Here is a 24657-nt window from a genome sequence, read left to right on the forward strand (position 1 = left end):
CGTGGGGGCCGGCCCCGGCCCCTCGCCAGCCCTTGGACCGCCCTGTGAGCATCCCCAGCACCTCCGGTACCTCCCGTACCGCCGCCGCCTCCTCCCCGCCGGCCGGGGCCGCCCCCGCCGGTACGTCCGCGCCGGGTCGTCTCGGCTCGCTCGGGCCCGTCGGGCTGGTGCTGGCCGGCGGCATCTCGGTCCAGTTCGGCGGGGCGCTGGCCGTGACGCTGATGCCGCGGGCGGGTGCGCTCGGCGTGGTCAGCCTGCGGCTGCTGGTGGCCGCGATCGTGCTGCTGCTGGTCTGCCGGCCCCGGCTGCGCGGCCACTCGCGCACCGACTGGGGCACCGTCGTCGCCTTCGGCGTCGCCATGGCCGCGATGAACGGCACCTTCTACCAGGCCGTCGCCCGTATCCCGCTGGGTCCGGCGGTCACCCTGGAGGTCCTCGGCCCGCTCGCCCTGTCGGTGCTCGCCTCGCGCCGCGCGATCAACGTCGTCTGGGCCGCGCTGGCCCTGGCCGGTGTCTTCCTGCTGGGCGGCGGGGGATTCAGCGGCCTGGATCCGGCCGGTGTCGCCTTCGCCCTGGGCGCGGGTGCGATGTGGGCGGCGTACATCGTCTTCAGCGCGCGCACCGGCCGGCGCTTCCCGCAGGCCGACGGGCTGGCCCTGGCGATGGCGGTCGGAGCGGTGCTGTTCCTGCCGCTGGGGGTCGCGGAGTCGGGGACCCGGCTGGCCGACCCCGTGACCTTCGGGCTGGGCGCGGCGGTGGCGATGCTGTCCTCCGTGCTGCCGTACACCCTGGAACTGCTCGCCCTGCGCAAGCTGCCCGCCTCGACCTTCGCCGTCCTCATGAGCCTGGAGCCGGCCCTGGCCGCCACGGCCGGTTTCCTCGTCCTCGGCCAGTCCCTCACCGCCTTCCAGGCCCTCGCGATCGCCCTGGTCATCGCGGCCAGCATGGGCGCGGTCCGCACCCAGGTGGGCCGGGGCGGAACACCGGCGCCGGTGCCGGCGGACGCTCCCTGACGGTCCTGGGGGCGTCGGCCGGACACCAAGGACCGGAGCCGGCCCCGTGTACTCCTGGGCCATCACCCGGCCGCCACCCGGCCGCCACCCGGCCGCCACCCGGCCGCCACCCGGCCGCCACCCGGCCGTCACCCGGGCCGTCACCCGGGCCGTCACCAGGCCGCCACCCGGCCGTCACCCGGGCCATCACCCGGGCCGTCACCCGGGCCGTCACCCGGGCCATCACCCGGCCGCCACCCGGCCGCCCCCCGGGCCGTCACCCGGGCCGCCCCCCGGGCCATCACCCGGCCGCCACCCGGCCGCCCCCCGGGCCATCACCCGGCCGTCACCCGGGCCGTCACCCGGCCGCCACCCGGGCCATCACCCGGCCGTCACCCACCGCAGCGTCCCCCGCACGGTCGGTCGGCGAAAAAATCATGCAAGCGCGCTTGATTGTTTCTTTCCCCGCTGCCATGCTCCCCCCATGGCTGACCCGACGCCCGTGATCGACGACCTCTGTGCGGAGACGGAGGAACTCGACCTCCTCGTGGCCGAGTTGAGTGCGGACCAGTGGGCACTCGCCACACCCGCCCCCGGCTGGACCGTCGCCCACCAGATCGCCCACCTGGCCTGGACCGACCACCATTCCGTGCTGGCCGTGACGGACCGGGACGCCTTCTCCCGCGAGGTCGAGAAGGCGCTCGCCCAGCCCGGCGACTTCGTGGACAACGGCGCGGAGGAGGGCGCCAGGAAGCCGCCCGCGCGGCTGCTCGCGGACTGGCGGGCCGGACGCGAGGCCCTGGCCCGCGCGCTGCGGGCCGCCCCCGACGGCGCCCGTTTCCCCTGGTACGGCCCGCCGATGTCCACCGCCTCCATGGCCACCGCCCGCCTCATGGAGACCTGGGCCCACGGTCTGGACGTGGCGCAGGCCCTCGGCGTGCGGCGCGCCCCCACCGACCGGCTCCGGCACATCGTCCGCCTCGGCGTCCGCACCCGTGACTTCGCCTTCGGCGTGCACGGGCTCGCGGCGCCGTTCGAGGAGTTCCGGGTGGAACTGACCGCTCCGTCCGGCGCGTCATGGGCGTACGGCCCCGAGGACGCGCCCCAGCGGGTCACCGGGCCCGCCCTCGACTTCTGCCTCCTGGTCACCCAGCGCGCCCACCGCGCCGACCTCGCCCTACATGCCGAGGGCCCCGACGCCGACCGCTGGCTGGACGTCGCGCAGGCCTTCGCCGGGCCGCCCGGCGCCGGCCGCGCGCCGAAGGGGACGGCCCGGTGACCGCGGACCCCTTGCGGATCGGCAACGCCTCCGGCTTCTACGGCGACCGCTTCGACGCCCTGCGCGAGATGCTCACCGGCGGCGCACTGGACGTCCTCACCGGCGACTACCTCGCCGAGCTGACCATGCTGATCCTGGGGCGGGACCGCCTCAAGGACCCGGCCGCCGGATACGCCCGCACCTTCCTGCGGCAGCTGGAGGAGTGCCTGGGCCTGGCCCGGGAGCGGGGCGTGCGGATCGTGACGAACGCCGGCGGCCTCAACCCGGCGGGGCTGGCCGAACGGGTCCGGGAGCTGGCCGGCAGGCTGGGCCTGCCGGTGCGGGTGGCGCACGTCGAGGGCGACGACCTCACCGCCGGCCTGCCCGGCATCCTCGGAGCGGACCGGGCCCCGGCCGGGGTGCTCGCCGCCCACGCCTACCTCGGCGGCTTCGGGATCGCCGAGTGCCTGCGCGCCGGCGCCGACGTCGTGATCACCGGACGGGTCACCGACGCGGCCCTGGTCACCGGGCCCGCCGCCGCCCACTTCGGCTGGTGGCCCGGGGAGAGCCGGCCCCCCGGCGGACCGGGGACCCACGGCACGGACCCGGCGCCCGGCCAGGACGGCGGCCCGGCCTGGTACGACCGGCTCGCGGGCGCCGTCGTCGCCGGGCATCTGCTGGAGTGCGGGGCGCAGGTCACCGGCGGCAACTACGCCTTCTTCACCGACCACCCCCTCGACCGGCTGCGCCACCCCGGCTTCCCGGTCGCCGAGATCCACGCCGACGGCAGCTGCGTCATCACCAAGCACCCCGGCACCGGCGGTGTGGTGGACGTGGGCACGGTCACCGCCCAGCTGCTGTACGAGACGGCCGGCGCCCGCTACGCCGGCCCCGACGTCACGGCCCGGCTGGACACCGTACGGCTGAGGCAGGACGGGCCCGACCGGGTACGGGTCGAGGGGGTGCGCGGAGAGGCCCCGCCGCCCACCCTCAAGGTCGGCCTCAACCGGCTCGGCGGCTTCCGCAACGAGGTCACCTTCGTGCTCACCGGGCTCGACATCGAACGCAAGGCCGAACTGGTGCGGCAGCAGATGGAGGACGCGCTGAAGTCCGCCGGGCGGATTCCGCGCGAGGTGCGCTGGGACCTGGTGCGCACCGACCGGCCCGACGCCGGCACCGAGGAGACGGCGAGCGCGCTGCTCCGGCTCGTCGTCCGCGACGCCGACCCGCAGGTCGTGGGGCGGGCGTTCAGCGGGGCCGCCGTGGAGCTGGCGCTGGCCGGGTATCCCGGCTTCCATGTGCTCGCGCCTCCCGGCAAGGGCGCGCCCTACGGCGTCTTCGAGGCCGCGTACGTCCCCCGGACGGCGGTGGAGCATGTGGCCGTCCTCCACGACGGCCGGCGCGTCCCCGTGCCCGGCCCCCAGGACACGCGTGACCTCGAGGACGTACCCGAGCCGCCCCTGCCGCCGCCGCTGCCCCCGGGCCCGGTGCGGCGCGCGCCCCTCGGGCTGGTGGCCGGCGCCCGCAGCGGCGACAAGGGCGGCGACGCCAACGTCGGCGTGTGGGCGCGGACCGACGACGCCTGGCGGTGGCTGGCCCGTGAACTGACCGCCGACCGGTTCCGCGAGCTGATCCCGGAGAGCCGGACGCTGCCCGTCACCCGGCACGTCCTGCCCCACCTGCGCGCCCTCAACTTCGTCGTCGGCTCGATCCTCGGCGAGGGCGTCGCCGCCCAGCACCGGTTCGACCCGCAGGCCAAGGCCCTCGGCGAATGGCTGCGCTCCCGCCACCTGGACATCCCGGAGGCCCTGCTGTGACGGTCCTGCCCTCCGCCCTGGACACGAACGCGCCCGAGTACCGGGCCCACCGCGAGGCCATGCTGGCCAAGGTCGCCGACCTGGAGGCCGAGCACGCCAGGGCGCTCGCGGGCGGCGGCCCGAAGTATGTGGAACGGCACCGCGAGCGGGGCAAGCTGCTCGCCCGCGAGCGCGTCGAACTGCTGCTGGACCCCGACACGCCGTTCCTGGAGCTGTCCCCGCTGGCCGCCTGGGGCAGCGACTACACCGTGGGCGCCTCGCTGGTCACCGGCATCGGGGTGGTCGAGGGCGTGGAGTGCCTGATCACGGCGAACGACCCGACCGTGCGCGGCGGCGCGAGCAACCCGTGGACCCTGCGCAAGGCCCTGCGAGCCAACGACATCGCGCTCGCCAACCGGCTGCCCTGCATCAGCCTGGTGGAGTCCGGCGGCGCCGACCTGCCCTCCCAGAAGGAGATCTTCATCCCCGGCGGTGCCCTCTTCCGGGACCTGACCAGGCTGTCGGCGGCCGGTATCCCCACCGTGGCCGTGGTGTTCGGCAACTCCACCGCGGGCGGCGCCTACGTCCCCGGCATGTCCGACCACGCGATCATGGTCAAGGAGCGGGCCAAGGTGTTCCTCGGCGGGCCGCCGCTGGTGAAGATGGCGACCGGTGAGGAGAGCGACGACGAGTCCCTGGGCGGCGCCGAGATGCACGCGCGCGTGTCGGGCCTGGCCGACCACTTCGCCGTCGACGAGCGGGACGCGCTGCGGCAGGCGCGCCGGGTCGTCGCCCGCCTCAACCACCGCAAGGCGTACCCCGATCCGCCGCTCGCCGAGCCCCCCAAGTACGACGCGGAGGAGCTGCTGGGCATCGTGCCCGGCGACCTCAAGATCCCCTTCGACCCGCGCGAGGTCATCGCCCGGATCGTCGACGCCTCCGACTTCGACGAGTTCAAGCCGCTGTACGGGACCAGCCTCGCCACCGGCTGGGCGACCCTGCACGGCTACCCGGTCGGCATCCTCGCCAACGCCCAGGGCGTCCTGTTCAGCGAGGAGTCGCAGAAGGCCGCCCAGTTCATCCAGCTCGCCAACCAGCGCGACATCCCGCTGCTGTTCCTGCACAACACCACCGGCTACATGGTCGGCCGGGAGTACGAGCAGGGCGGCATCATCAAGCACGGCGCCATGATGATCAACGCGGTGTCCAACTCCCGCGTCCCGCACCTGTCCGTCCTGATGGGCGCCTCCTACGGCGCCGGGCACTACGGCATGTGCGGCCGGGCCTACGACCCGCGCTTCCTGTTCGCCTGGCCCAGCGCCAAGTCCGCCGTCATGGGGCCGCAGCAGCTCGCGGGCGTGCTGTCGATCGTGGCCCGCCAGTCGGCCGCGGCCAAGGGACAGCCCTACGACGAGGAGGCGGACGCGGCGCTGCGGGCGATGGTGGAGCAGCAGATCGAGTCCGAGTCGCTGCCGATGTTCCTGTCCGGGCGGCTGTACGACGACGGCGTCATCGACCCGCGCGACACCCGCACCGTCCTCGGCCTGTGCCTGTCGGCCGTCCACAACGCGCCCTACCAGGGCGCGCGGGGCGGCTTCGGCGTCTTCCGGATGTGAGGGACCACGTGATTTCGACCGTACTCGTCGCCAACCGGGGCGAGATCGCCTGCCGTGTCTTCCGCACCTGCCGCCAGCTGGGCATCCGCACGGTCGCCGTGCACTCGGACGCCGACGCGGACGCCCTGCACACGCGGCTGGCCGACGCCGCCGTACGGCTGCCGGGCGCGGCGCCCGCCGAGACGTATCTGCGCGGCGACCTGATCGTGAAGGCCGCGGTGGCGGCCGGCGCGGACGCCGTGCACCCGGGCTACGGCTTCCTGTCGGAGAACGCCGAGTTCGCGCGCGCCGTCCAGGACGCCGGCCTGGTCTGGATCGGGCCGCCGCCCGCGGCCATCGAGGCCATGGCGTCCAAGACCCGCGCCAAGGAACTGATGGGCCTGCCCCCGCTCGGCGAGGTCACCGAGGCCGACCTGCCCGTCCTGGTGAAGGCGGCGGCCGGCGGCGGCGGGCGCGGCATGCGGGTCGTACGCCGCCTGAAGGACCTCGATGGCGAACTGGCCGCCGCCCGCGCCGAGGCGGCGAACGCCTTCGGCGACGGCGAGGTGTTCCTCGAGCCGTACCTGGAGGGCGGCCGCCACGTCGAGGTGCAGGTCCTCGCCGACGCGCACGGCGCCGTGTGGGCGCTGGGCACCCGCGACTGCTCGCTGCAGCGCCGCCACCAGAAGGTGATCGAGGAGGCCCCCGCCCCCGGGCTGCCCGGGGACCTGGAGGACGAACTGCGCGGGCTGGCCGTGCGCGCCGCCCGCGCCGTCGACTACGTGGGTGCCGGCACCGTGGAGTTCCTCGTCGCCGGCGGACGGGCCCACTTCCTGGAGATGAACACCCGCCTCCAGGTCGAACACCCCGTCACCGAGGCCGTGTTCGGCATCGACCTGGTCGCCTGGCAGATCCGTCTCGCCGAGGGCCGCCCGCTGGACGCCGAGCCGCCGCGCGCGCACGGGCACGCGGTCGAGGCCCGCCTGTACGCCGAGGACCCCGCCCGGGACTGGGCCCCGCAGACCGGCACCCTGTACCGCCTCGCCGTCCCCGGCGACGTCCGCCTGGACACCGGCTACGCCGACGGCGACACCGTCGGCGTCCACTACGACCCGATGCTCGCCAAGGTCGTCGCCCACGCCCCCACCCGCGCGGAGGCCGTCCGCAGGCTCGCCGGCGCCCTGGAACGGGCCGCCGTGCACGGCCCGGTCACCAACCGGGACCTGCTCGTCCGCTCGCTGCGGCACGAGGAGTTCACCGGCGCCCGCATGGACACCGGCTTCTACGACCGCCACCTCGCCCACCTCACCGCACCCGCCCCCGACCCGTACGCGCCGCTGGCCGCCGCCCTCGCCGACGCCCACGGCCGCTCCCGCTTCGGCGGCTGGCGCAACGTGCCGTCCCAGCCGCAGACCAAGCGCTACCTGATGGCGGGCGAGGAGCACGAGGCCCGCTACCGGCACACCCGCGCCGGACTCGCCGCCGAGGACGACGGGGTGCGCGTGGTGCACGCGGACGCCCGCACCGTCGTACTGGAGGTGGACGGCGTGACCCGCAGGTGGGAGGTCGCCCGGTACGGCGACACGGTGTACGCGGGCGCGACCGCCCTCACCGTCCTGCCCCGCTTCCCCGACCCGGCCGCCCAGCGCGCCCCCGGGTCCCTGCTCGCCCCCATGCCCGGCACCGTCGTGCGGATCGCCGCCGGACTCGCCCCGGGGGCCGCCGTACGCGCCGGACAGCCGCTGCTGTGGCTGGAGGCGATGAAGATGGAACACAAGATCTCCGCGCCCGTCACCGGGACGCTCAGCGCCCTGCACGCCGCCCCCGGACAGCAGGTCGAGGTCGGAGCGCTGCTGGCCGTCGTGACCGAAACCCCCGTAGAGGCACCCCAGGAGGATCAGTGAGCGCCGTACTGGAAACCGACGAGCACAAGGCCCTGCGCGCCGCCGTCGCCGCCCTCGGCCGGCGCTACGGACGGGAGTACGTCACCCGGAACGTCGCCGAGGGCCGCCACCCCACCGAACTGTGGGCCGAGGCCGCCAAGCTCGGCTACCTCGGGGTCAACCTGCCCGAGGAGTACGGCGGCGGAGGCGGCGGCGTCAGCGAACTGGCCATCGTGCTGGAGGAACTGGGCGCGGCCGGCTGCCCGCTGCTGATGCTGGTGGTCTCGCCCGCCATCTGCGGCACCGTCATCGCCCGCTTCGGCACCGAGGAGCAGAAACGCGCCTGGCTGCCCGGCCTGGCCGACGGCAGCCGCGCCATGGCCTTCGGCATCACCGAGCCCGACGCCGGCTCCAACTCCCACCGCATCACCACCACCGCCCGCCGCGACGGCGCCGACTGGCTGCTCACCGGCCGCAAGGTGTTCATCTCCGGCGTCGACATCGCCGACGCGGTGCTCATCGTCGGCCGCACCGAGGACGCCCGCACCGGACGCCTCAAGCCGTGCCTGTTCATCGTCCCGCCGGACGCCGAGGGCTTCCAGCGGCGCCCCATCGACATGGAACTCAGCGCCGTGGAGAGGCAGTTCGAGCTGGTCCTGGACGATGTGCGGCTGCCCGCCGACGCACTCGTCGGCGACGAGGACGCCGGGCTGCTGCAGCTGTTCGCCGGGCTCAACCCCGAGCGGATCATGACCGCCGCGTTCGCCGTCGGCATGGGCCGCTTCGCCCTGGCCCGGGCGGTCGCCTACGCCCGCGAACGCACCGTCTGGAACGCCCCCATCGGCGCCCACCAGGCCATCGCGCACCCCCTCGCGCAGTCCCACATCGAACTTGAGCTGGCCCGCCTGATGATGCAGAAGGCGGCCCATCTCTACGACACCGGCGACGACATCGGCGCCGGCGAGGCCGCCAACATGGCCAAGTACGCCGCCGCCGAGGCCTGCGTGAAGGCCGTCGACCAGGCCGTCCACACCCTCGGCGGCAACGGCCTCACCCGCGAGTTCGGCCTCGCCTCGTTGATAACGGCCGCACGCGTGGCTCGTATTGCCCCGGTGAGCAGGGAGATGATTCTCAACTACGTCTCCCACCAGAGCCTGGGCCTGCCCAAGTCGTACTGAGCCGAGCCGCAGCCACCCGACTGCCGGCGTGCGAGGAGGAACCGTGTTCCGCAGCGCGTACGAAGACGTTCCGCCCATCGAACTGCCCATCCACGACGCCGTCCTCGGGCACGCCGCCGCCTTCGGCGACGCGCCCGCCCTGATCGACGGCACCGACGGCACCACCCTCACCTACGCACAGGTCGACCGCTTCCACCGCCGGGTCGCCGCCGCCCTCGCCGAGACCGGCGTCCGCAAGGGCGACGTGCTCGCCCTGCACAGCCCGAACACCGTCGCCTTCCCCATCGCCTTCTACGCCGCCACCCGCGCGGGCGCCTCGGTCACCACCGTGCACCCGCTCGCCACGCCCGAGGAGTTCGCCAAGCAGCTCAAGGACTCCGGGGCCCGCTGGATCGTCACCGTCTCACCCCTGCTCGACGCCGCCCGCCGGGCCGCCGAACTCGCCGGCGGCGTGAAGGAGATCCTCGTCTGCGACAGCGCGCCCGGCCACCGCTCCCTGGCCGACATGCTCGCCTGCACCGCGCCCGAACCCGACGTCGCCATCGACCCGGCCGAGGACGTCGCGGCCCTGCCCTACTCCTCGGGCACCACCGGCGTCCCCAAGGGCGTCATGCTCACCCACCGGCAGATCGCCACCAACCTCGCCCAGCTGGACTCCGCGATCAGCTCGGGCCCCGGCGAACGCGTTCTCGCCGTCCTGCCCTTCTTCCACATCTACGGGCTGACCGCCCTGATGAACGCGCCCCTGCGCAAGGGCGCCACCGTCGTGGTGCTGCCCCGCTTCGAACTGGACACCTTCCTCGCGGCCGTCCAGAACCACCGCATCACCAGCCTGTACGTGGCCCCGCCGATCGTCCTCGCCCTCGCCAAGCACCCCGCGGTCGCCCAGTACGACCTCAGCTCGCTCAAATACGTCATCAGCGCGGCGGCGCCCCTGGACGCCGCGCTGGCCGCGGCCTGCTCCCGGCGCCTGGGCCTGCCGCCCGTCGGCCAGGCCTACGGCATGACCGAACTGTCGCCGGGCACGCACGTCGTACCCCCCGACGCCCTGCACGAGGCCCCTCCCGGCACCGTCGGCAGGCTGATCGCCGGCACCGAGATGCGCATCGCCTCCCTCACCGACCCCGGCAAGGACCTCGGCCCCGGCGAGGCCGGCGAGATCCTCATCCGCGGACCCCAGGTCATGAAGGGCTACCTGGGCCGGCCCGAGGCCACCTCCGCCCTGATCGACGAGGACGGCTGGCTGCACACCGGCGACGTCGGGCACGTCGACGCCGACGGCTGGCTGTTCGTCGTCGACCGGGTCAAGGAACTCATCAAGTACAAGGGCTTCCAGGTCGCGCCCGCCGAGCTGGAGGCCCTCCTGCTCACCCACCCCGGCATCGCCGACGCCGCCGTCATCGGCGTCTACGACGACTCCGGCAACGAGGTCCCGCACGCCCACGTGGTGCGCCAGCCGTCCGCCGCCGGCCTGTCCGAGAGCGAGGTCATGATGTACGTCGCCGAGCGCGTCGCCCCCTACAAACGCGTCCGCCGGGTCACCTTCCTCGACGCGGTGCCCCGCGCCGCCTCCGGGAAGATCCTCCGGCGCGAACTGCGCGACCTCAGGGAGCGCCGGCAGCGGGAAGCCGAGGAGCAGCGGTGACCCTGATCGCCCGAAGCCGCACCCGCGCCGTCGAGACGCTCGCCCTCGACTCGCCGGGCAACCGCAACGCCCTGTCGGCCGCGCTCGTCGCCGAGCTGTCCGGGGCGCTCGCCGACTGCGCCAAGGACCCCGGCGTCCGCGCCGTCGTCCTCACCCACACCGGCACCACCTTCAGCGCCGGCGCCGACCTGCGCGACCCGCCCCGCCCGGACGCGCTGGTCGCCCTGCTCCGGCAGATCGCCGAACTGCCCCGGCCGGTCGTCGCCCGGGTCACCGGGCACGTCCGCGCCGGCGGCCTCGGACTGCTCGCCGCCTGCGACATCGCCGCCGCCGCCCACACGGCCACGTTCGCCTTCACCGAGGTGCGCATCGGGGTCGCCCCCGCCGTCATCTCCCTCACCCTGCTGCCCCGCGCCGACCCGCGCGCACTGGCCCGCCACTACCTCACCGGAGAGCGCTTCGACGCCGCCGAGGCCGTACGGACCGGCCTGCTCACCGCGGCCGGGGACGACGTGGACGCCGTACTCGAACCCGTCCTGGAGGGCCTGCGGCGTTCCGCCCCCCAGGCCCTCGCCGAGACGAAACGGCTGCTCACGGCTAGGGTGCTGGAAGCCTTCGACCGGGACGCGGCCGAGCTGACCGCGCTCTCGGCCCGGCTGTTCGCCTCGCCCCAGGCCCGCGAGGGGATGACGGCCTTCCTAGAACGACGGGATCCGGAATGGGTGGTGTGACCACACAGGACCGAGCGGACCACGCCGGCCGCGGCGACCGCGCCGATCGCGGCGATCGCCCCGACCGCGCCGACCGCGTTCCCAAGCAGGACCGCAGCCGGGCCACCCGGCGCCGGCTCCTGGAGGCCGCGGTGGCCTGCCTGGCCGAGCACGGCTGGGCGGGCTCCACCGTCTCCGTCGTCGCCGAGCGCGCCGGGGTCTCCCGGGGCGCCGCCCAGCACCACTTCCCCACCCGCGAGGACCTGTTCACGGCCGCCGTCGAGTTCGTCGCCGAGGAACGCTCCACCGCCCTGCGCGAGCTGTTCCCCGACGGCGCGGCCGGCGACCGCCGGGCCGTCCTTGCCGCCCTCGTCGACCTGTTCACCGGCCCCCTCTTCCGCGCCGCCCTGCACCTGTGGGTCGCCGCCTCCAACGAGGACCAGCTGCGCGCCCGCGTCACCGAGCTGGAGGCCCGCGTGGGCCGCGAGACCCACCGCATAGCCGTCGACCTGCTGGGCGCGGACGAGTCCCGCCCCGGCGTCCGCGAGAGCGTCCAGGGCTTCCTCGACATGGCCCGCGGCCTGGGCCTGGCCAACCTCCTCACCGACGACACCGCCCGCCGCGACCGCGTGGTGTCCCAGTGGGCGACCCTGCTCCAGGAGGCCCTCGGCTGAGGGGCGTTCGCGGGGCGTTCAAGGGGCGTTCAAGGGGCGTTCGAAGGAGGCTTGAGGGACGCCCGAGGGGCGTTACCCTTGCCCCATGCCTCTGCTGCTCGTACGACGCCGCCACGTGGACTACGCGCGCGTCACGAGCATGGGCTGTCGGCGCTCTGCCTGACCAGGCCCCTCCCCGGCGGCCGAGCCCGCCCGGCGCCGCACCGCCCCCGGCGGCCGCGAGCGCCCCCTCTCCCTTCACCCAGGCCACCCGTGCCGCGCGCCCACCCACAGCCGCCGCACGGGTCCCGTACACCCCGCGGACGCGACTCATGACGAACACGGCGACCGACCGGTCGTACCACCAGCTCCCGATCATCGACCTCGCCGCGGCCGACCGCGGCCCCCAGGCCCGGGCACTGCTGCACGCCCAGCTGCACAGCGCCGCCCACGACGTGGGCTTCTTCCAGCTCGTCGGCCACGGCGTCACCCGGGCCGAGACCGACGCGCTGCTCGGCGCCACGCACGCCTTCTTCCGGCTGCCCGAGGCCGACCGCCTCGCCCTGGACAACGTCAACTCGCCCCACTTCCGCGGCTACACCCGCACCGGCGACGAGCGCACCGGCGGCGCCCGCGACTGGCGGGACCAGCTCGACATAGGCGCCGAGCGGCCCGCCCGCGTCCCCGGCCCCGACGAGCCCCCCTACTGGTGGCTCCAGGGCCCCAACCAGTGGCCCGCCGCCCTGCCCGGGCTGCGCACCGCGGCCCTGCACTGGATCGACCGGCTCGGCGCGGTCGCCCACAAGCTGCTGCACGAGCTGCTCACGGCGATCGGCGCGCCCGCCGGCTTCTACGACCCCGTCTTCGGCGCGCACGCCCACCCGCACCTCAAGCTGGTCCGCTACCCGGGCAGCGCCGGCGACGGCACGGGCCAGGGCGTCGGCGCCCACAAGGACTACGGCTTCCTGACCCTGCTGCTGCAGGACGGGATCGGCGGCCTCCAGGTGCAGCGCGAGGACGGGCTGTTCCACGACGTGCCGCCGATCCCGGGCGCGTTCGTGGTCAACCTGGGCGAGCTGCTGGAGGTCGCCACCAACGGCTACCTGGTGGCCACCAACCACCGGGTGGTCTCGCCGCCCGGCGCCACCGAGCGGTTCTCCGTGCCGTTCTTCTACAACCCGCGCCTGGACGCCCGCATCGCCCCGCTGCCCTTCCCGCACGCCGACGCCGCCCCCGGCGTCACCGACGACCCGGACAACCCGCTGTTCGCCGACTACGGCTACAACGAGCTCAAGGGCAAACTGCGCGCCCACCCCCTGGTAGCGGAACGCCACCACGCGGACCTGCTGACCCGCGCCTGAGCCCCGGGCCACCCGCACCCGACGCGCCCCGCATGTGGCGGACGGGCAGGCGCGGGGGCGGATCCTCGCCCCGGCCGGGGTGCGGGGCCCGCGCGGTGGGCGCGGGGCAAGGCCCCGGGGGCCCACACGGTGGGCGGGCGCGGTGCGGGGTCCCGCACCCGGTCGCGGACTGCCGGGACACGGACCTGCCGGCCCGGGCGCGGGGCGGAGCCCCCTGCGCGGGGCGCGGGGCGGCCACCAAGGGGCGGCTGCGGTGCCGGGGCGCGGGTCCGGGCCCTCGCCCCGGCCGTGGTGCGGGGATCCGCTCGGTTGGAGTGGGACCAGCCGCGCGGGCCGCGCTACACCACCACGCCGCCCTGCTGACCTGCGCCCGAGGCATGGTGCGGCGCGGGGCGCGGGCGGTTGTCGGCCGGCGCGCCCCGGCTGCGGTGCGGGGACGCCGAATGCGGCGGGCGCGGGGGCGGGTCCCCGCAGCGGTCGCGATGGCGGCCCACGCGGTGGCGTGGGACGGGGCGCGGTGCCTCATGCGCGAGGGCGGCATCAGGCGGCGCAGGGCCGTGCGGGCAGCGCGGAGAGGCGTAGGGCCGGGATCGCGGGCACGGGCAGCGCCGAGACGGCCGCGCCGAGCTGCGCGGTGTCGAGGCCGGCAGCGGTGTCGGCGAGGGTCTGCTGCTCGTCGTGGGCGAGTTCGCGACGACGTCGGCGACGGGGTCGGGGCGCCGAGCCGCCCCGCCGTGCCCGCGTCGGCGTACTGGCCGCCCGCGATCAGCCCGGCGACCCGCTGCGGCTCGGGCGCGGTGCGTGCGGCCGCGGCCGGCCATGACCAGTCGCGGCCGGTCATGGCCGGCCCGCGGCCTCCCCCGCGTCCTCGCCGTCTCCGGCGTCCTCGCCGTCTCCGGCGTTCCCGCCGTCCCCGGCGCCCTCGCTGTCCCCCGCCTTCCCGTCGTCCCGGCGCCCTCGCCGTCCGTCCCAGGCGTCCTCGCGGGGCGCTCAGTGGGCGATGTCGGCGTAGCCCTCGACCTCCTGGGGACTGCGCGGGCCCGGGCCGACGTAGCGGGCCGACGGCCGCACCAGGCGGCCCGTCCGCTTCTGCTCCAGGATGTGCGCCGACCAGCCCGCGGTCCGGGCACAGGTGAACATCGACGTGAACATGTGCGCCGGCACCTCGGCGAAGTCCAGCATGATCGCCGCCCAGAACTCCACGTTCGTGGCCAGCACCCGGTCCGGCCGCCGGTTGTGCAGCTCCTCCAGGGCCGCCTTCTCCAGCGCCTCGGCCACCTCGTACCGCGGCGCGCCCAGCTCCCTGGCGGTCCGCCGCAGCACTCGCGCGCGCGGGTCCTCGGCCCGGTACACCCGGTGGCCGAAGCCCATCAGCCGCTCACCGCGGTCCAGCGCCCGCTTGACGTACCCCACGGCGTCCCCGGTCCGCTCGATCTCCTCGATCATGCCGAGCACCCGGGACGGCGCCCCGCCGTGCAGCGGGCCGGACATCGCGCCGACCGCGCCCGACAGGGCGGCGGCCACGTCCGCGCCGGTGGAGGCGATGACCCGGGCGGTGAAGGTGGAGGCGTTCATGCCGTGCTCGGCGGCGGACGACCAGTACGCGTCCACCGCCGCCACGTGCTTGGGGTCCGGCTCGCCCCGCCAGCGGATCATGAACCGCTCGGTGATGGTGCTCGCCTTGTCGATCTCCCGCTGCGGCACCATCGGCAGGCCCTGCCCGCGCGCCGACTGGGCGACGTACGACAGCGCCATCACCGCCGCCCGCGCCAGGTCCTCGCGGGCCTGACCGGCGTCGATGTCCAGCAGCGGTTTCAGGCCCCAGACCGGGGCCAGCATCGCCAGCGCCGACTGCACGTCCACCCGGATGTCACCGGAGTGGACCGGGATCGGGAACGGCTCGGCGGGCGGCAGACCGGGATTGAAGGCGCCGTCCACCAGCAGCCCCCAGACGTTGCCGAACGAGACATGGCCGACCAGGTCCTCGATGTCGACGCCCCGGTACCGCAGGGCGCCGCCCTCCTTGTCCGGTTCGGCGATCTCCGTCTCGAACGCGACGACTCCCTCGAGCCCGGGTACGAAGTCGGACATCAGGCGGCTCCTCGTGGTCGGTGCGACAGATGGTGCGAGGGGGACGACGACCATGTGTCGGATGGCGGAAGCGGGTGTGCGCCCGGCCGCCGTCGCGGCAGGCCCGCGGTCGTCGCCGACGGCTCGCGGTCGTCCCTGACGGCTCGCGGTCGCCCGCGACGGCTCATGGTCGTCCACGACGGCTCAGGGTCCGGCTCCCCGGTCCGGCCCGCGGTCCGGGGCCGTCGTCCCACTAGTGCCCCGTGCGGCCGGCGGTCACCCAACCCGGACGGCAGCAGCACGATATCCCCGGGTGCCCCGGTTGGGGAGGGCACCCGGCACCCGGTGCCGGGCAGTGACCAAGGACACCCTCCCGCCCGGCGGGGGGCCGTACGGCAAGATGACCGCGTGACCGACCGAGAAGCCGGAGAAAACGCACCCCTCGAGCTGGCCTCCATGCGCAAGCACTACCGCGAGGAGGGCCTGGCCGAATCCGACCTCGCCGACACCCCCGTGGCCCAGTTCGCCCGCTGGTTCCAGCAGGCCGCGACCGAGGGCCGGCTGTACGAGCCCAACGCGATGATCGTCTCCACGGCGGACGCCGAGGGCCGGCCCAGCTCCCGCACGGTCCTGCTCAAGGGATTCGACGAACAGGGCTTCGTCTTCTACACCAACTACGAGTCCCGCAAGGCCCGCGACCTGGCGTGCAACCCCTACGTCTCGCTGCTCTTCCCCTGGCACCCCATGGAACGCCAGGTCATCGTCCAGGGCGTCGCCCGCCGCACCGGACGCGACGAGACCGCCGCCTACTTCCGCACCCGCCCGCACGGCTCCCAGCTCGGCGCCTGGGCCAGCACCCAGTCCTCCGTGATCGCCTCGCGCGCGGTGGTCGACGGGGCGTACGCCGAACTCGCCGCCCGCTACCCCGAGGGCACGCAGGTGCCCGTACCGCCGCACTGGGGCGGCTTCCGCGTCGCCCCCCTGTCCGTGGAGTTCTGGCAGGGCCGCGAGAACCGCCTGCACGACCGGCTGCGGTACGTCGCCGCCCCCGACGGCGGCTGGCACGTGGAGCGGCTCAGCCCCTGAACCGCCCGCCGGCACCCCCGGGCGGGCCGTATTGACACGGCACTGGTCCAGACCTCACCGTGATCCGCGACACACAGCCACCACGAGAGAACGGACCGCGCATGAGCGACCGCCCGCCGGCGAGCCGGTTCTTCGACGCCGCCATCGGCCTGCTCCAGCGGGTCCGCGACGAGGAGGCCGAAGCGATCGCCGAGGCCGGCACACTGCTCGCCGACACCGTGGCCGCCGGCGGCCGGCTCTTCGCCTTCGGCGCCGGCCACTCCTCCCTCGCCGCCCAGGACCTCGTCTACCGGGCCGGCGGACTGGCCCTGATGAACCTGCTCGCCGTCCCCGGCGCCGTCGGCGTCGACGTGGTGCCGGCCACCCTCGGCTCCGCCCTCGAACGCGTCGACGGCCTCGCCACCGCCGTCCTGGACACCTCGCCCCTCCGCTCCGGCGACGTCCTCGTCATCATCTCCCTGTCCGGCCGCAACGCCCTCCCGGTCGAGATGGCCATGACCGCCCGCGCCCGCGGAGTCAAGGTCGTCGGCGTCACCTCGGTCGCCTACGCCACCGGGACCACCTCACGCCACGCCTCGGGGACCCACCTCAAGGACCACTGCGACCTGGTCCTCGACTCCAAGATCGTCATCGGCGACGCCGAACTCGCCCTCGACACCGTCCCCGCCCCCTTCGCCCCCGCCTCCACCGTCGTCACCACCGCCCTGCTCCAGGCGGTCATGGCCACCGCCGCCGCCGCACTCGCCGACCGCGGCATCGAACCCCCGCTGCTGCGCTCCGGCAACGTCGACGGCGGCCACGCGTGGAACGCCCGGGTCTTCGACCAGTACGCCGACCGCATCTTCTACCGCCACTGACACGGCGCGAGCGCTCCCACCGCCACTGACACGGCGAGAGCTCCCACCGCCACCGCCACCCGCCACCCGTCACCAGCACACGCGACCTGCGACCGCCACCGGCCCCGCGAGCGCCCCGCCCACGCACCCCGCCGCCCCGCCGCCCCCCCGCGATGCCTCGCGCGCAATGATTTTCCCAATCTTGGGGAACCCCGTGTGCGCTGAGTCACGTTCGAGTTGAATGATTGCAAGTGAGCGAACCAACGCGCCGTACGTGCGGACGCAGCCTGCAGGGGGTTCAGGTGAGTGCTTCCCGGCGTAGTGGGGCCACCGACGAGCTGGGCCCGGACGAACCCGAGCCGGAGCGCGACGGCCCCGCCGACGACCACGGCCCCGACGGCTCCGACCTGCTCGCCGCCCTCCTGGACGGCATGGACGCCGCCCTGTGCGCCTTCGACGCGCACGGCGTCGTCACCCACTGGAACCGCGAGGCCGAGCGCATCCTCGGCTGGACCGCCGCCGAGGCCGTCGGCCGGCAGGGCTTCGCCGGCTGGGCCGTACGCAGCGCCGACGCCGAGGAGGTCGAGAACCGGCTGCTGTCCGCCATGCACGCCCCCGGACGGCAGGTGCACGAGTTCGCCCTGCTCACCAAGGACGGCGGCCGCGTCCTCGTCCGCACCCAGTCCGCGGCCGTACGCGGCCCCGACGGCAAACCCGCCGGCCTCTACTGCGCCTTCAGCGAGGTCCACGCGCAGATCGACCTGGAACGGTCCATCGCTCTGAGCGAGGCCCTCCTCCAGGACGCCTCCTGGGGCGTCGTCCTGGTCGACGCCGACCTGCGCCCCGCCGTCGTCAACGCCCACGCCGCCCGCGCCCTCAACACCGGACGCACCGCCGCCCTCGGACGCCCCCTGGGCGAACTGCTCGCCCAGGGCGTCGAGGAACTCGAGAGCGCCCTCACCCACGTCCTCGCCGAAGGCGCGCCCCCCGCCCCCGCCGAGATCTGGGTCGGCGTGCGCACCCCCGAGGGCGAGCGGCGCCGCTGCTGGCGCAGCGGCTTCGTCCGCCTCGCCTCGCCCCTCGCCGAGGAACCCGTCCCGCTCGGCGTCGCCTGGCTCTTCGCCGACGTCACCGAGGCCAAGCAGACCGAGCAGGAAGCCTCCCTGCTGCGCTTCCGCACCAACCAGCTGCACCGCGCCGCCCGCGCCGCCGCCGAGTGCGAGGACCCCGCCGAGGCCGCCACCGTCCACCTCGACTTCGCCCTCGCCGGCTTCGCCGACCACGCCCTGATCGACCGGCTGGCCGGCGCCACCACCGAGCCCGGCACCGAGCCCACCGCACCGGTACGCCTGGTCCGCGTCGCCGCCACCCCCTCCGGCGGCCCCGGCCCCAGCCTCCTCACCGGCCGGGCCGGCCTGCCCGTCCGCTACCCGGAGGGCCACCCCGCCCTCCAGTGCGTGGAACGCACCGGCTCGGTCCGCGCCACCGCCGGCACCGCCTCCCCCGAGCAGGCACGCGCCTGGGCGCAGGCCCGCCAGTGGCCGCCGGACACCGTGCACGCCCTGTGCGCGGTCCTGCGCAGCCGCGGCCGCACCCTGGGCGTCGTCACCTTCCTCCGCGGCCCCGCCCGCACCCCCTTCGAACGCCCCGACACCACCTACGCCGAACACATCGCCACCCGCATCGCCATCTGCCTGGACCTGGCGGGTCTGCTCAAGCACGACCACGACTGAGAGCGGGCGACGTCCGTCGCGCCGTACCAGCGAATGCGCTACGGCGCTCGAGGAAAGCGCAGGATGCGCACGAAGGGGCGACCCGTCCCCCGACCGCGCCCGAGCGTGGGCCCAGGCGGTCAGCGTCGGCCCCGTACACATGAACACGACGCGATGGCGGCTCATGGAGGTGCTGCACGCGCCCGGCAGACCCGTGCACGCCTGGCCCGGCACGCTCACGAGACGGCAGGTGCTCGTGGTGACGGCCACGGGGCGTGACTCCTGCGCCCGCACGACTCCGGACCGGTCCGGGTTCCCGCGCCTCGTGCGCCCCCGCGCGAAACAGCACTTCGGGTTCGTGACGGGAGATCTCGTCCGGGCCGTCGTCCCCGCAGGGCCCCGCGCCGGGACGTGGACCGGCAGGGTCTCCGTGCGGGCCAGGGGACAGCACAGCGTGATGACACCGAAGGGGCGCCTCGACGTCTCCCACCGGAATCTGCGCCTCGTCCAGCGGGGCGACGGCTACGGCTACGGCCTGCGGACCGAGCGAGCCGTGAAAAAAGGTGTTGATCCCGGGGCGGACGCTTCCTAGGGTTTGTGTCACCGAAGAAGGGAGGTGGTTCGGAGCATGTACACACACCGGACGTCGGAGGTGGCTGCGGGCTAGCGGCCCGTCACCACACCCAGTGCGGTGCCGGACCAGTGCGCGACAGATGCGTGCAGCCGGCCCAATCCCAAGCAGTCACCCGACCCGCGAGCTGCCGGTACGTCCGGCCGGCTTCTCCGCCGTGAGGCGGAGGGACCCAGCTCGCGGGTCGTCTGCGTGTACGGGGGCGGCCGGCGTTTTCCCGGAGCGCCTCGGTTGTCGGTGGTATGCGTCAGAATTGGGAACAGGGCCAGCGCACGCACCGAGGAGCCGCCGGGCTTCCGGCAAAGTAAATCGAGGGGCACGTATGTCCGGACTGATCGACACCACGGAGATGTATCTCCGCACCATCCTCGAGCTGGAGGAGGAAGGCGTCGTCCCCATGCGCGCCCGGATCGCGGAGCGGCTGGACCAGAGCGGGCCGACGGTGAGCCAGACGGTGGCGCGGATGGAGCGGGACGGGCTCGTGGGGGTCGCGCCGGACCGGCATCTGGAGCTCACGGACGAGGGCCGCAGGCTGGCGACGCGGGTGATGCGCAAGCACCGGCTCGCGGAGTGTCTGCTGGTCGACGTGATCGGCCTGGAGTGGGAGCAGGTGCACGCCGAGGCGTGCCGCTGGGAGCACGTGATGAGCGAGGCGGTGGAGCGCCGGGTGCTGGAGCTGCTGCGGCACCCGACCGAGTCGCCGTACGGCAATCCGATCCCGGGGCTGGAGGAGCTGGGGGAGAAGGACGGCGCGGACCCGTTCCTGGACGAGGGGATGGTGTCGCTGGCGGATCTGGACCCCGGGGCCGACGGCAAGACGGTCGTGGTCCGGCGGATCGGCGAGCCGATCCAGACGGACGCGCAGCTGATGTACACGCTGCGCCGGGCCGGCGTGCAGCCGGGCTCGGTGGTGAGCGTGACGGAGTCGGCGGGCGGTGTGCTGGTCGGCAGCGGCGGTGAGGCCGCGGAGCTGGCGGCGGACGTGGCGTCGCACGTGTTCGTGGCCAAGCGCTGAGCGCACGGGCATGGCTCCCTGCCGTGCCCGGGGGTCACAGCGGTCGTGCGGGGTGAGGTGGCCCGGCTGCGGGACGGTCCGCGGCTGGCTCACTCTTTCGAGTGAGATTTCTGAGCGCCAGTCAACTGTTGTGGGGGCCGGGACAGTTGTGGTGTCCGAAACGATCTCGTCGAATCCAAATTTCCGTGCGTCGAATCGCAGCGCTCGGCCGCTTCGCGTGCGAGGCTGTCGCGTGAGGCATATGACCTGGAGGGGCGGGAGTATGTGCCGCAGACGTGTGGAGGGCCCCGGCGCCGTGCGGCGCCGGGGCCTGTCCTCCCCTGTGCTGACCCGGAGCCCCGAGCTCTCAGGGTCATCCCCCTCGGACCCCTTTTCCCCGAGCGGTCCGCCTCCTGTTGAAGATCTCCCCGCCTCGGCGGCGATCATTCCTCGCGGGGGGTCACTCGAACGAGGGGTGTTCGCGGCGGAAGCGGCGTTTTCGAATACGCATTCGATAACCTGGGGGTGACGGGCCGTACGGGGCCCGCGCCGCAGCAACGTGCACGACGGCATACACAACGCGGAACGTGGACCACAGGACCGGCCGGCCCGACCCGAACGGGCGGTCCCAGCGGAGGCAGGGGGGTGCCAGGACCAATGGTGCGGCGCATCGACGTGACCGGAGCGGGCGGTGTACGGCTGGCCGCCTGGGAATTCGGTGACCCCCCGAAGGACGGCGCGGAGCGGTTCGCGGACGGCCTCCCGCGGGGGAAGGGCCCCGGCGGCCGCCCCCTCCTCCCGGCCCAGCAGGGCGCGAACGGTCCGGCCCCCGGCGCCGGTGAGCCCACCCGGACCAGCGGCGTGCTCTTACTGCACGGGCTGATGGGCCGCGCCTCCCACTGGGCCTCCACCGCGCGCTGGCTGTCCGGCCGGCACCGCGCCGTGGCCCTCGACCAGCGCGGCCACGGGCAGAGCGAGAAGCCCCCGCAGGCCGCCTACACCCGTGAGGCCTACGTCGAGGACGCCGAGGCCGCCCTGGAGCAGCTCGGCCTCGCCCCGGCCGTCGTCATCGGCCACGCCATGGGCGCCCTGACCGCCTGGCAGCTCGCCGCCAAACGCTCCGACCTGGTGCGCGGTGTGATCATCTGCGATATGCGGGCCTCCGCGCTCGGCGCGGCCTCCCAGCGGGAGTGGGAGGACTGGTTCCGGGCCTGGCCCGTTCCCTTCGCCACGCTCGCCGACGTCCGCAAGTGGTTCGGCGAGGACGACCCGTGGGTGGAGCGTCCCAACCCGGCGCGCGGCGCGTTCTACGCCGAGGTGATGCACGAGGGACCGGACGGCTGGCGTCCCGTCTTCGACCCGGAGCAGATGCTCGCCTCCCGCGAGACCTGGGTGTACGACGCGCACTGGGAGGAGCTGGCCCAGGTGCGCTGCCCCGCCCTCGTGGTACGCGGTCTCGACGGCGAACTCGGCCGGGCGGAGGCGCAGGAGATGGTGCGGGTGCTGCCCCGCGGCCAGTACGCCGAGGTGGCCGACGCCGGGCACCTGGTCCACTACGACCAGCCCGAGGCCTGGCGGGCGGTCATCGAGCCGTTCCTCGACGCGGTCCTCACGGGCTGACGGCACGGCACGCGCACCGGCCCGGGTCCGCCGGCCGACCGCCCCGGTGCGCGTCAGCCCCTGCCGACCGCCCCCGGCGCACGTCAGCCCTTGCCGACCGCCCCGGCGCACGTCAGCCCTTGCCCGGCCGCCCCCGCCGGTGGACGTCAGCCCTTGCTGACCGCCGTGAGGATCTCCGGCAGCCGGGCCGCGGTCCGGGGAGCGGCCAGGCGCAGGCCGAGCAGGGTGAGCGCGGCGCCGTAGAGGGCGCCCAGCGGCAGCAGCAGCAGGCTCCACGCGTGGCCGCCGGCGCTGACGTTCGCCCAGATGGTGAGGGCGATGACGGGGGAGCACAGCAGGGCCGCCGCGACCATGCCGCCGAAGATGGAGATCCAGGCGAGGCCGACCTGCCCGGGGGCGACGTTCTTGTAGCCCTCCTGCGGGATGGAGTACGGGAAGCGGGCCGAGGTCCAGGCGCCGGTGGCGAGCATGGCGCCGAGCAGGGCGAAGGACAGGCCGAGGACCTCGGGCAGCCGTTCCCAGTCGCCGAGCAGCGCCGTGGTGACCACGGTGACGACGGTGGCGTACGGCAGGGTGACCACCAGCAGGGCCAGTGCGCGCCCGCGCAGCTCGACGTAGGCGTCGCGCGGGGTGGAGACGGTGAGGGCGACCATCCAGAACGCGGAGGTGTCCTGGCCGAACTGGTTGTACATCTGGATGCCGAGCATTCCGGCGGCGAAGCAGGCGAAGTAGAGGGAGCCGGTGCCCTGGAGGGCGTTGAACACCGGCACGATCAGGCCGATGGCGAGCGAGGTCACCCAGGCCGCCTTGGTCTTCGGGTCGCGCCAGACGTAGCGCAGACTGCGCTCCATGACGGTTCCGGTGCGGCCGGCCGGCAGCAGCCGTGCGAGGCCGGCGGTGCGGCCGCGTGCGCGGGCGCCGGTGCCGTCGGGCTGGAGCGTGGAGGCGTCCGGGGAGGTCATCAGCCGGGTGAGGCTGCGCCGCCACACCGTGAGCAGGGCGGCCAGGGCCAGGACGGTGAGCGCGAGCTGGGCCGCCGCGACGCCGTACGACCCCCTGCTCGCGGAGTCGACGGCGCCGACGGCGGACGCGGGCGGCACCCAGCGCAGGACGCCGGCCGCCGGGTCGAGCGGTGCGAGTCCCGCCGAGCCCAGGCGCTGCATGCCGAAGTTGACCAGCTGTGCGCCGATCGCGACGACCAGTCCGCTGAGCACGGCGAGGTCCCGGCCCTTGCGGCTGGTCAGCAGCCGGATGTTGGCGGCGGCCACGGCCCGGGCGAGTGCCACGCACACCAGCAGGGCCGGCGGGAGGGCGAGGACCGCGACGACGCCGGCGGCCGGTCCGTGCGCCACCGAGATCACGCAGCCCACGAGCAGCAGCAGGGTGAACAGCGGGCCGACGCCGACCAGGGAGGCCGCGAGCAGCGCCCGGACCAGCGGCCTGGGGCGCAGGGGCAGCATGACCAGGCGGGTGGGGTCGAGGGTCTCGTCGCCGCTGGGGAAGAACAGCGGCATCACGGCCCAGCCCAGTGCCAGGACGGCCGTGCCGAGAACGGCCACGGAGGCGATGTGCGCGTGGCCGCGCAGGGCGACGAGCCCGATCAGCTGGGAGGCGGCGAACAGCAGCGCGACGACGGCGGAGGCGATGTAGGCGGCGCGCCGTCCGCCGGACTGCCGCAGCCCGTTGCGCAGCAGCGACAGTTTCAGGCGCACGACGACGGGGGTGACCGGGGCGGTCACCGAGGCGGTCACCGGGGCGGGCGTGGCGGCGGGCGTGGCGGGCGTCCCGTCGCTCATCGCGCACCGCCGCCCAGCCAGTCGAGGTCGGAGCCGGTGTCCCGGTCGCGTGCGCCGACGAGTTCGAGGAACGCCTGCTGGAGGGTGGGCGCCTCGCCCCGCACCTCGGCGAGGGGGCCGTGGGCGCGGATGCGGCCGGCGGCCATGACGGCGACCCAGTCGCACAGCGACTCGACCAGTTCCATGACGTGCGAGGAGAACACGACGGTGGCGCCGGAGGCGGTGTACCGCTCGAGGACGCCCCGGATGGTCTGCGCGGAGACGGGGTCGACGCCCTCGAACGGCTCGTCGAGGAAGAGGACGTCGGGGTTGTGCAGCAGGGCGCAGGCCAGGCCGGTCTTCTTGCGCATGCCGGTCGAGTAGTCGACGACCAGCTTGTGCTGGGCGCCGGCCAGGTCGAGCACGTCGAGCAGCTGTGTCGCCCGCCGCTCCACCTCGGGTCCGGGCAGTCCGCGCAGCCGCCCGTTGTACACGAGCAGTTCGCGGCCGGTGAGCCGCTCGAAGAGCCGCAGTCCCTCCGGCAGCACGCCGATCCGCGCCTTGACGGCGACCGGGTCGTGCCACACGTCGTGCCCGACGACCTCCACCGTGCCCTGGTCGGGCCGCAGCAGGCCGGTGACCATGGACAGGGTGGTCGTCTTGCCCGCCCCGTTGGGCCCGACCAGCCCGATGAACTTCCCTGCGGGCAGGTCCAGATCGATCCCGGCGACGGCGATCTGCTGCCCGAACCGCTTCCACAGCCCCCGTACCCGTACGGCGTCGGCTCCCACCACTCCGGCTCCCTCCGTCGGGGATCACCCTACGGGGGAACAGCCGGCCCGGAAGAAGCGGAGGCGGCGGC

19 protein-coding genes and 1 pseudogene are annotated in these 24657 nt (G+C 74.7%); 16 read left to right on the forward strand and 4 right to left on the reverse strand.

What is annotated here, in order from left to right:
* Positions 1 to 44: 44 nt before the first annotated feature.
* From ACI2LW_RS10430 to ACI2LW_RS10475, 10 genes are all read left to right on the forward strand, one after another.
* Complete coding sequence (locus tag ACI2LW_RS10430; RefSeq protein WP_404730767.1) at positions 45 to 1013, forward strand: EamA family transporter; 969 nt, start codon at positions 45 to 47, stop codon at positions 1011 to 1013.
* 463 nt (positions 1014 to 1476) lie between these two features.
* Positions 1477 to 2271 carry a TIGR03084 family metal-binding protein gene (locus tag ACI2LW_RS10435; protein ID WP_404730768.1) on the forward strand — a complete coding sequence of 265 codons (795 nt, stop codon included), beginning with the start codon at positions 1477 to 1479 and terminating at the stop codon, positions 2269 to 2271.
* Entirely contained in the window at positions 2268 to 4067 is a 1800-nt protein-coding gene (locus tag ACI2LW_RS10440) for an acyclic terpene utilization AtuA family protein (protein WP_404730769.1), read from the forward strand. The genes ACI2LW_RS10435 and ACI2LW_RS10440 overlap by 4 nt, the downstream gene beginning before the upstream one ends.
* Entirely contained in the window at positions 4064 to 5662 is a 1599-nt protein-coding gene (locus tag ACI2LW_RS10445) for an acyl-CoA carboxylase subunit beta (protein WP_404730770.1), read from the forward strand. Before ACI2LW_RS10440 ends, ACI2LW_RS10445 begins: the two co-directional genes overlap by 4 nt.
* Before the next feature lie 8 nt (positions 5663 to 5670).
* Positions 5671 to 7545: an acetyl/propionyl/methylcrotonyl-CoA carboxylase subunit alpha gene (locus ACI2LW_RS10450; RefSeq protein WP_404730771.1), complete on the forward strand. Its 1875-nt coding sequence runs from the start codon at positions 5671 to 5673 to the stop codon at positions 7543 to 7545.
* Complete coding sequence (locus tag ACI2LW_RS10455) at positions 7542 to 8702, forward strand: acyl-CoA dehydrogenase family protein (RefSeq protein ID WP_404730772.1); 1161 nt, start codon at positions 7542 to 7544, stop codon at positions 8700 to 8702. The genes ACI2LW_RS10450 and ACI2LW_RS10455 overlap by 4 nt, the downstream gene beginning before the upstream one ends.
* A 43-nt stretch (positions 8703 to 8745) precedes the next feature.
* Positions 8746 to 10347 (forward strand): 4-coumarate--CoA ligase family protein, encoded by a 1602-nt coding sequence (locus ACI2LW_RS10460; protein WP_404730773.1) that lies wholly within the window; start codon positions 8746 to 8748, stop codon positions 10345 to 10347.
* Positions 10344 to 11078, forward strand: coding sequence for an enoyl-CoA hydratase family protein (locus ACI2LW_RS10465; protein WP_404730774.1), 735 nt, complete (start codon positions 10344 to 10346; stop codon positions 11076 to 11078). Before ACI2LW_RS10460 ends, ACI2LW_RS10465 begins: the two co-directional genes overlap by 4 nt.
* Positions 11066 to 11731 carry a TetR/AcrR family transcriptional regulator gene (locus ACI2LW_RS10470; protein ID WP_404730775.1) on the forward strand — a complete coding sequence of 222 codons (666 nt, stop codon included), beginning with the start codon at positions 11066 to 11068 and terminating at the stop codon, positions 11729 to 11731. The genes ACI2LW_RS10465 and ACI2LW_RS10470 overlap by 13 nt, the downstream gene beginning before the upstream one ends.
* 311 nt (positions 11732 to 12042) lie before the next feature.
* The gene (locus tag ACI2LW_RS10475) at positions 12043 to 13071 is read left to right on the forward strand and encodes an isopenicillin N synthase family dioxygenase (RefSeq protein ID WP_404730776.1); all 1029 of its coding nucleotides are present in this window, start codon (positions 12043 to 12045) and stop codon (positions 13069 to 13071) included.
* A gap of 603 nt (positions 13072 to 13674) precedes the next feature.
* Here ACI2LW_RS10475 and ACI2LW_RS10480 read toward each other — a convergent pair.
* A pseudogene (locus ACI2LW_RS10480) lies at positions 13675 to 13784 on the reverse strand (RpiR family transcriptional regulator); the annotation flags it as partial.
* A 277-nt stretch (positions 13785 to 14061) separates the two neighbouring features.
* Positions 14062 to 15162 carry a citrate synthase 2 gene (locus ACI2LW_RS10485; protein WP_404730777.1) on the reverse strand — a complete coding sequence of 367 codons (1101 nt, stop codon included), beginning with the start codon at positions 15160 to 15162 and terminating at the stop codon, positions 14062 to 14064.
* A gap of 387 nt (positions 15163 to 15549) precedes the next feature.
* Between ACI2LW_RS10485 and pdxH the strand changes: the two genes are divergently transcribed.
* The 6 genes from pdxH (at position 15550) to ACI2LW_RS10515 (ending at position 22020) form a co-directional block, all read left to right on the forward strand.
* On the forward strand, positions 15550 to 16227 hold the full coding sequence (pdxH, locus tag ACI2LW_RS10490; protein WP_404730778.1) for a pyridoxamine 5'-phosphate oxidase: 678 nt from the start codon (positions 15550 to 15552) through the stop codon (positions 16225 to 16227).
* A 101-nt stretch (positions 16228 to 16328) separates the two neighbouring features.
* Positions 16329 to 17084, forward strand: a complete 756-nt coding sequence (locus ACI2LW_RS10495; RefSeq protein ID WP_404730779.1) for an SIS domain-containing protein — start codon at positions 16329 to 16331, stop codon at positions 17082 to 17084.
* A gap of 281 nt (positions 17085 to 17365) precedes the next feature.
* Positions 17366 to 18796 (forward strand): PAS domain-containing protein, encoded by a 1431-nt coding sequence (locus tag ACI2LW_RS10500; RefSeq protein ID WP_404730780.1) that lies wholly within the window; start codon positions 17366 to 17368, stop codon positions 18794 to 18796.
* A 139-nt stretch (positions 18797 to 18935) separates the two neighbouring features.
* Entirely contained in the window at positions 18936 to 19367 is a 432-nt protein-coding gene (locus ACI2LW_RS10505) for a hypothetical protein (protein ID WP_404730781.1), read from the forward strand.
* A 361-nt stretch (positions 19368 to 19728) separates the two neighbouring features.
* On the forward strand, positions 19729 to 20421 hold the full coding sequence (locus ACI2LW_RS10510) for a metal-dependent transcriptional regulator (RefSeq protein ID WP_404730782.1): 693 nt from the start codon (positions 19729 to 19731) through the stop codon (positions 20419 to 20421).
* A gap of 636 nt (positions 20422 to 21057) precedes the next feature.
* A complete protein-coding gene (locus ACI2LW_RS10515; protein WP_404730816.1) occupies positions 21058 to 22020 on the forward strand; it encodes an alpha/beta fold hydrolase in 963 nt (320 codons plus the stop codon).
* A gap of 146 nt (positions 22021 to 22166) precedes the next feature.
* Here ACI2LW_RS10515 and ACI2LW_RS10520 read toward each other — a convergent pair whose 3' ends face one another.
* Positions 22167 to 23816: a transporter gene (locus tag ACI2LW_RS10520; protein WP_404730783.1), complete on the reverse strand. Its 1650-nt coding sequence runs from the start codon at positions 23814 to 23816 to the stop codon at positions 22167 to 22169.
* The gene (locus tag ACI2LW_RS10525) at positions 23813 to 24589 is read right to left on the reverse strand and encodes an ABC transporter ATP-binding protein (RefSeq protein WP_404730784.1); all 777 of its coding nucleotides are present in this window, start codon (positions 24587 to 24589) and stop codon (positions 23813 to 23815) included. Before ACI2LW_RS10525 ends, ACI2LW_RS10520 begins: the two co-directional genes overlap by 4 nt.
* Positions 24590 to 24657: the final 68 nt, after the last annotated feature.

This window comes from Streptomyces sp. NPDC004065 (genome assembly GCF_044903565.1).
GTDB lineage: Bacteria > Actinomycetota > Actinomycetes > Streptomycetales > Streptomycetaceae > Streptomyces.

Coding starts and splice junctions, on each gene's coding strand:
- ACI2LW_RS10435 (WP_404730768.1), top strand. CDS start 1,477: ATGGCTGACCCGACGCCCGTGATCGACGACCTCTGTGCGGAGACGGAG.
- ACI2LW_RS10470 (WP_404730775.1), top strand. CDS start 11,066: ATGGGTGGTGTGACCACACAGGACCGAGCGGACCACGCCGGCCGCGGC.
- ACI2LW_RS10475 (WP_404730776.1), top strand. CDS start 12,043: ATGACGAACACGGCGACCGACCGGTCGTACCACCAGCTCCCGATCATC.
- ACI2LW_RS10485 (WP_404730777.1), bottom strand. CDS start 15,162: ATGTCCGACTTCGTACCCGGGCTCGAGGGAGTCGTCGCGTTCGAGACG.
- ACI2LW_RS10495 (WP_404730779.1), top strand. CDS start 16,329: ATGAGCGACCGCCCGCCGGCGAGCCGGTTCTTCGACGCCGCCATCGGC.
- ACI2LW_RS10505 (WP_404730781.1), top strand. CDS start 18,936: ATGAACACGACGCGATGGCGGCTCATGGAGGTGCTGCACGCGCCCGGC.
- ACI2LW_RS10510 (WP_404730782.1), top strand. CDS start 19,729: ATGTCCGGACTGATCGACACCACGGAGATGTATCTCCGCACCATCCTC.
- ACI2LW_RS10515 (WP_404730816.1), top strand. CDS start 21,058: ATGGTGCGGCGCATCGACGTGACCGGAGCGGGCGGTGTACGGCTGGCC.
- ACI2LW_RS10520 (WP_404730783.1), bottom strand. CDS start 23,816: ATGAGCGACGGGACGCCCGCCACGCCCGCCGCCACGCCCGCCCCGGTG.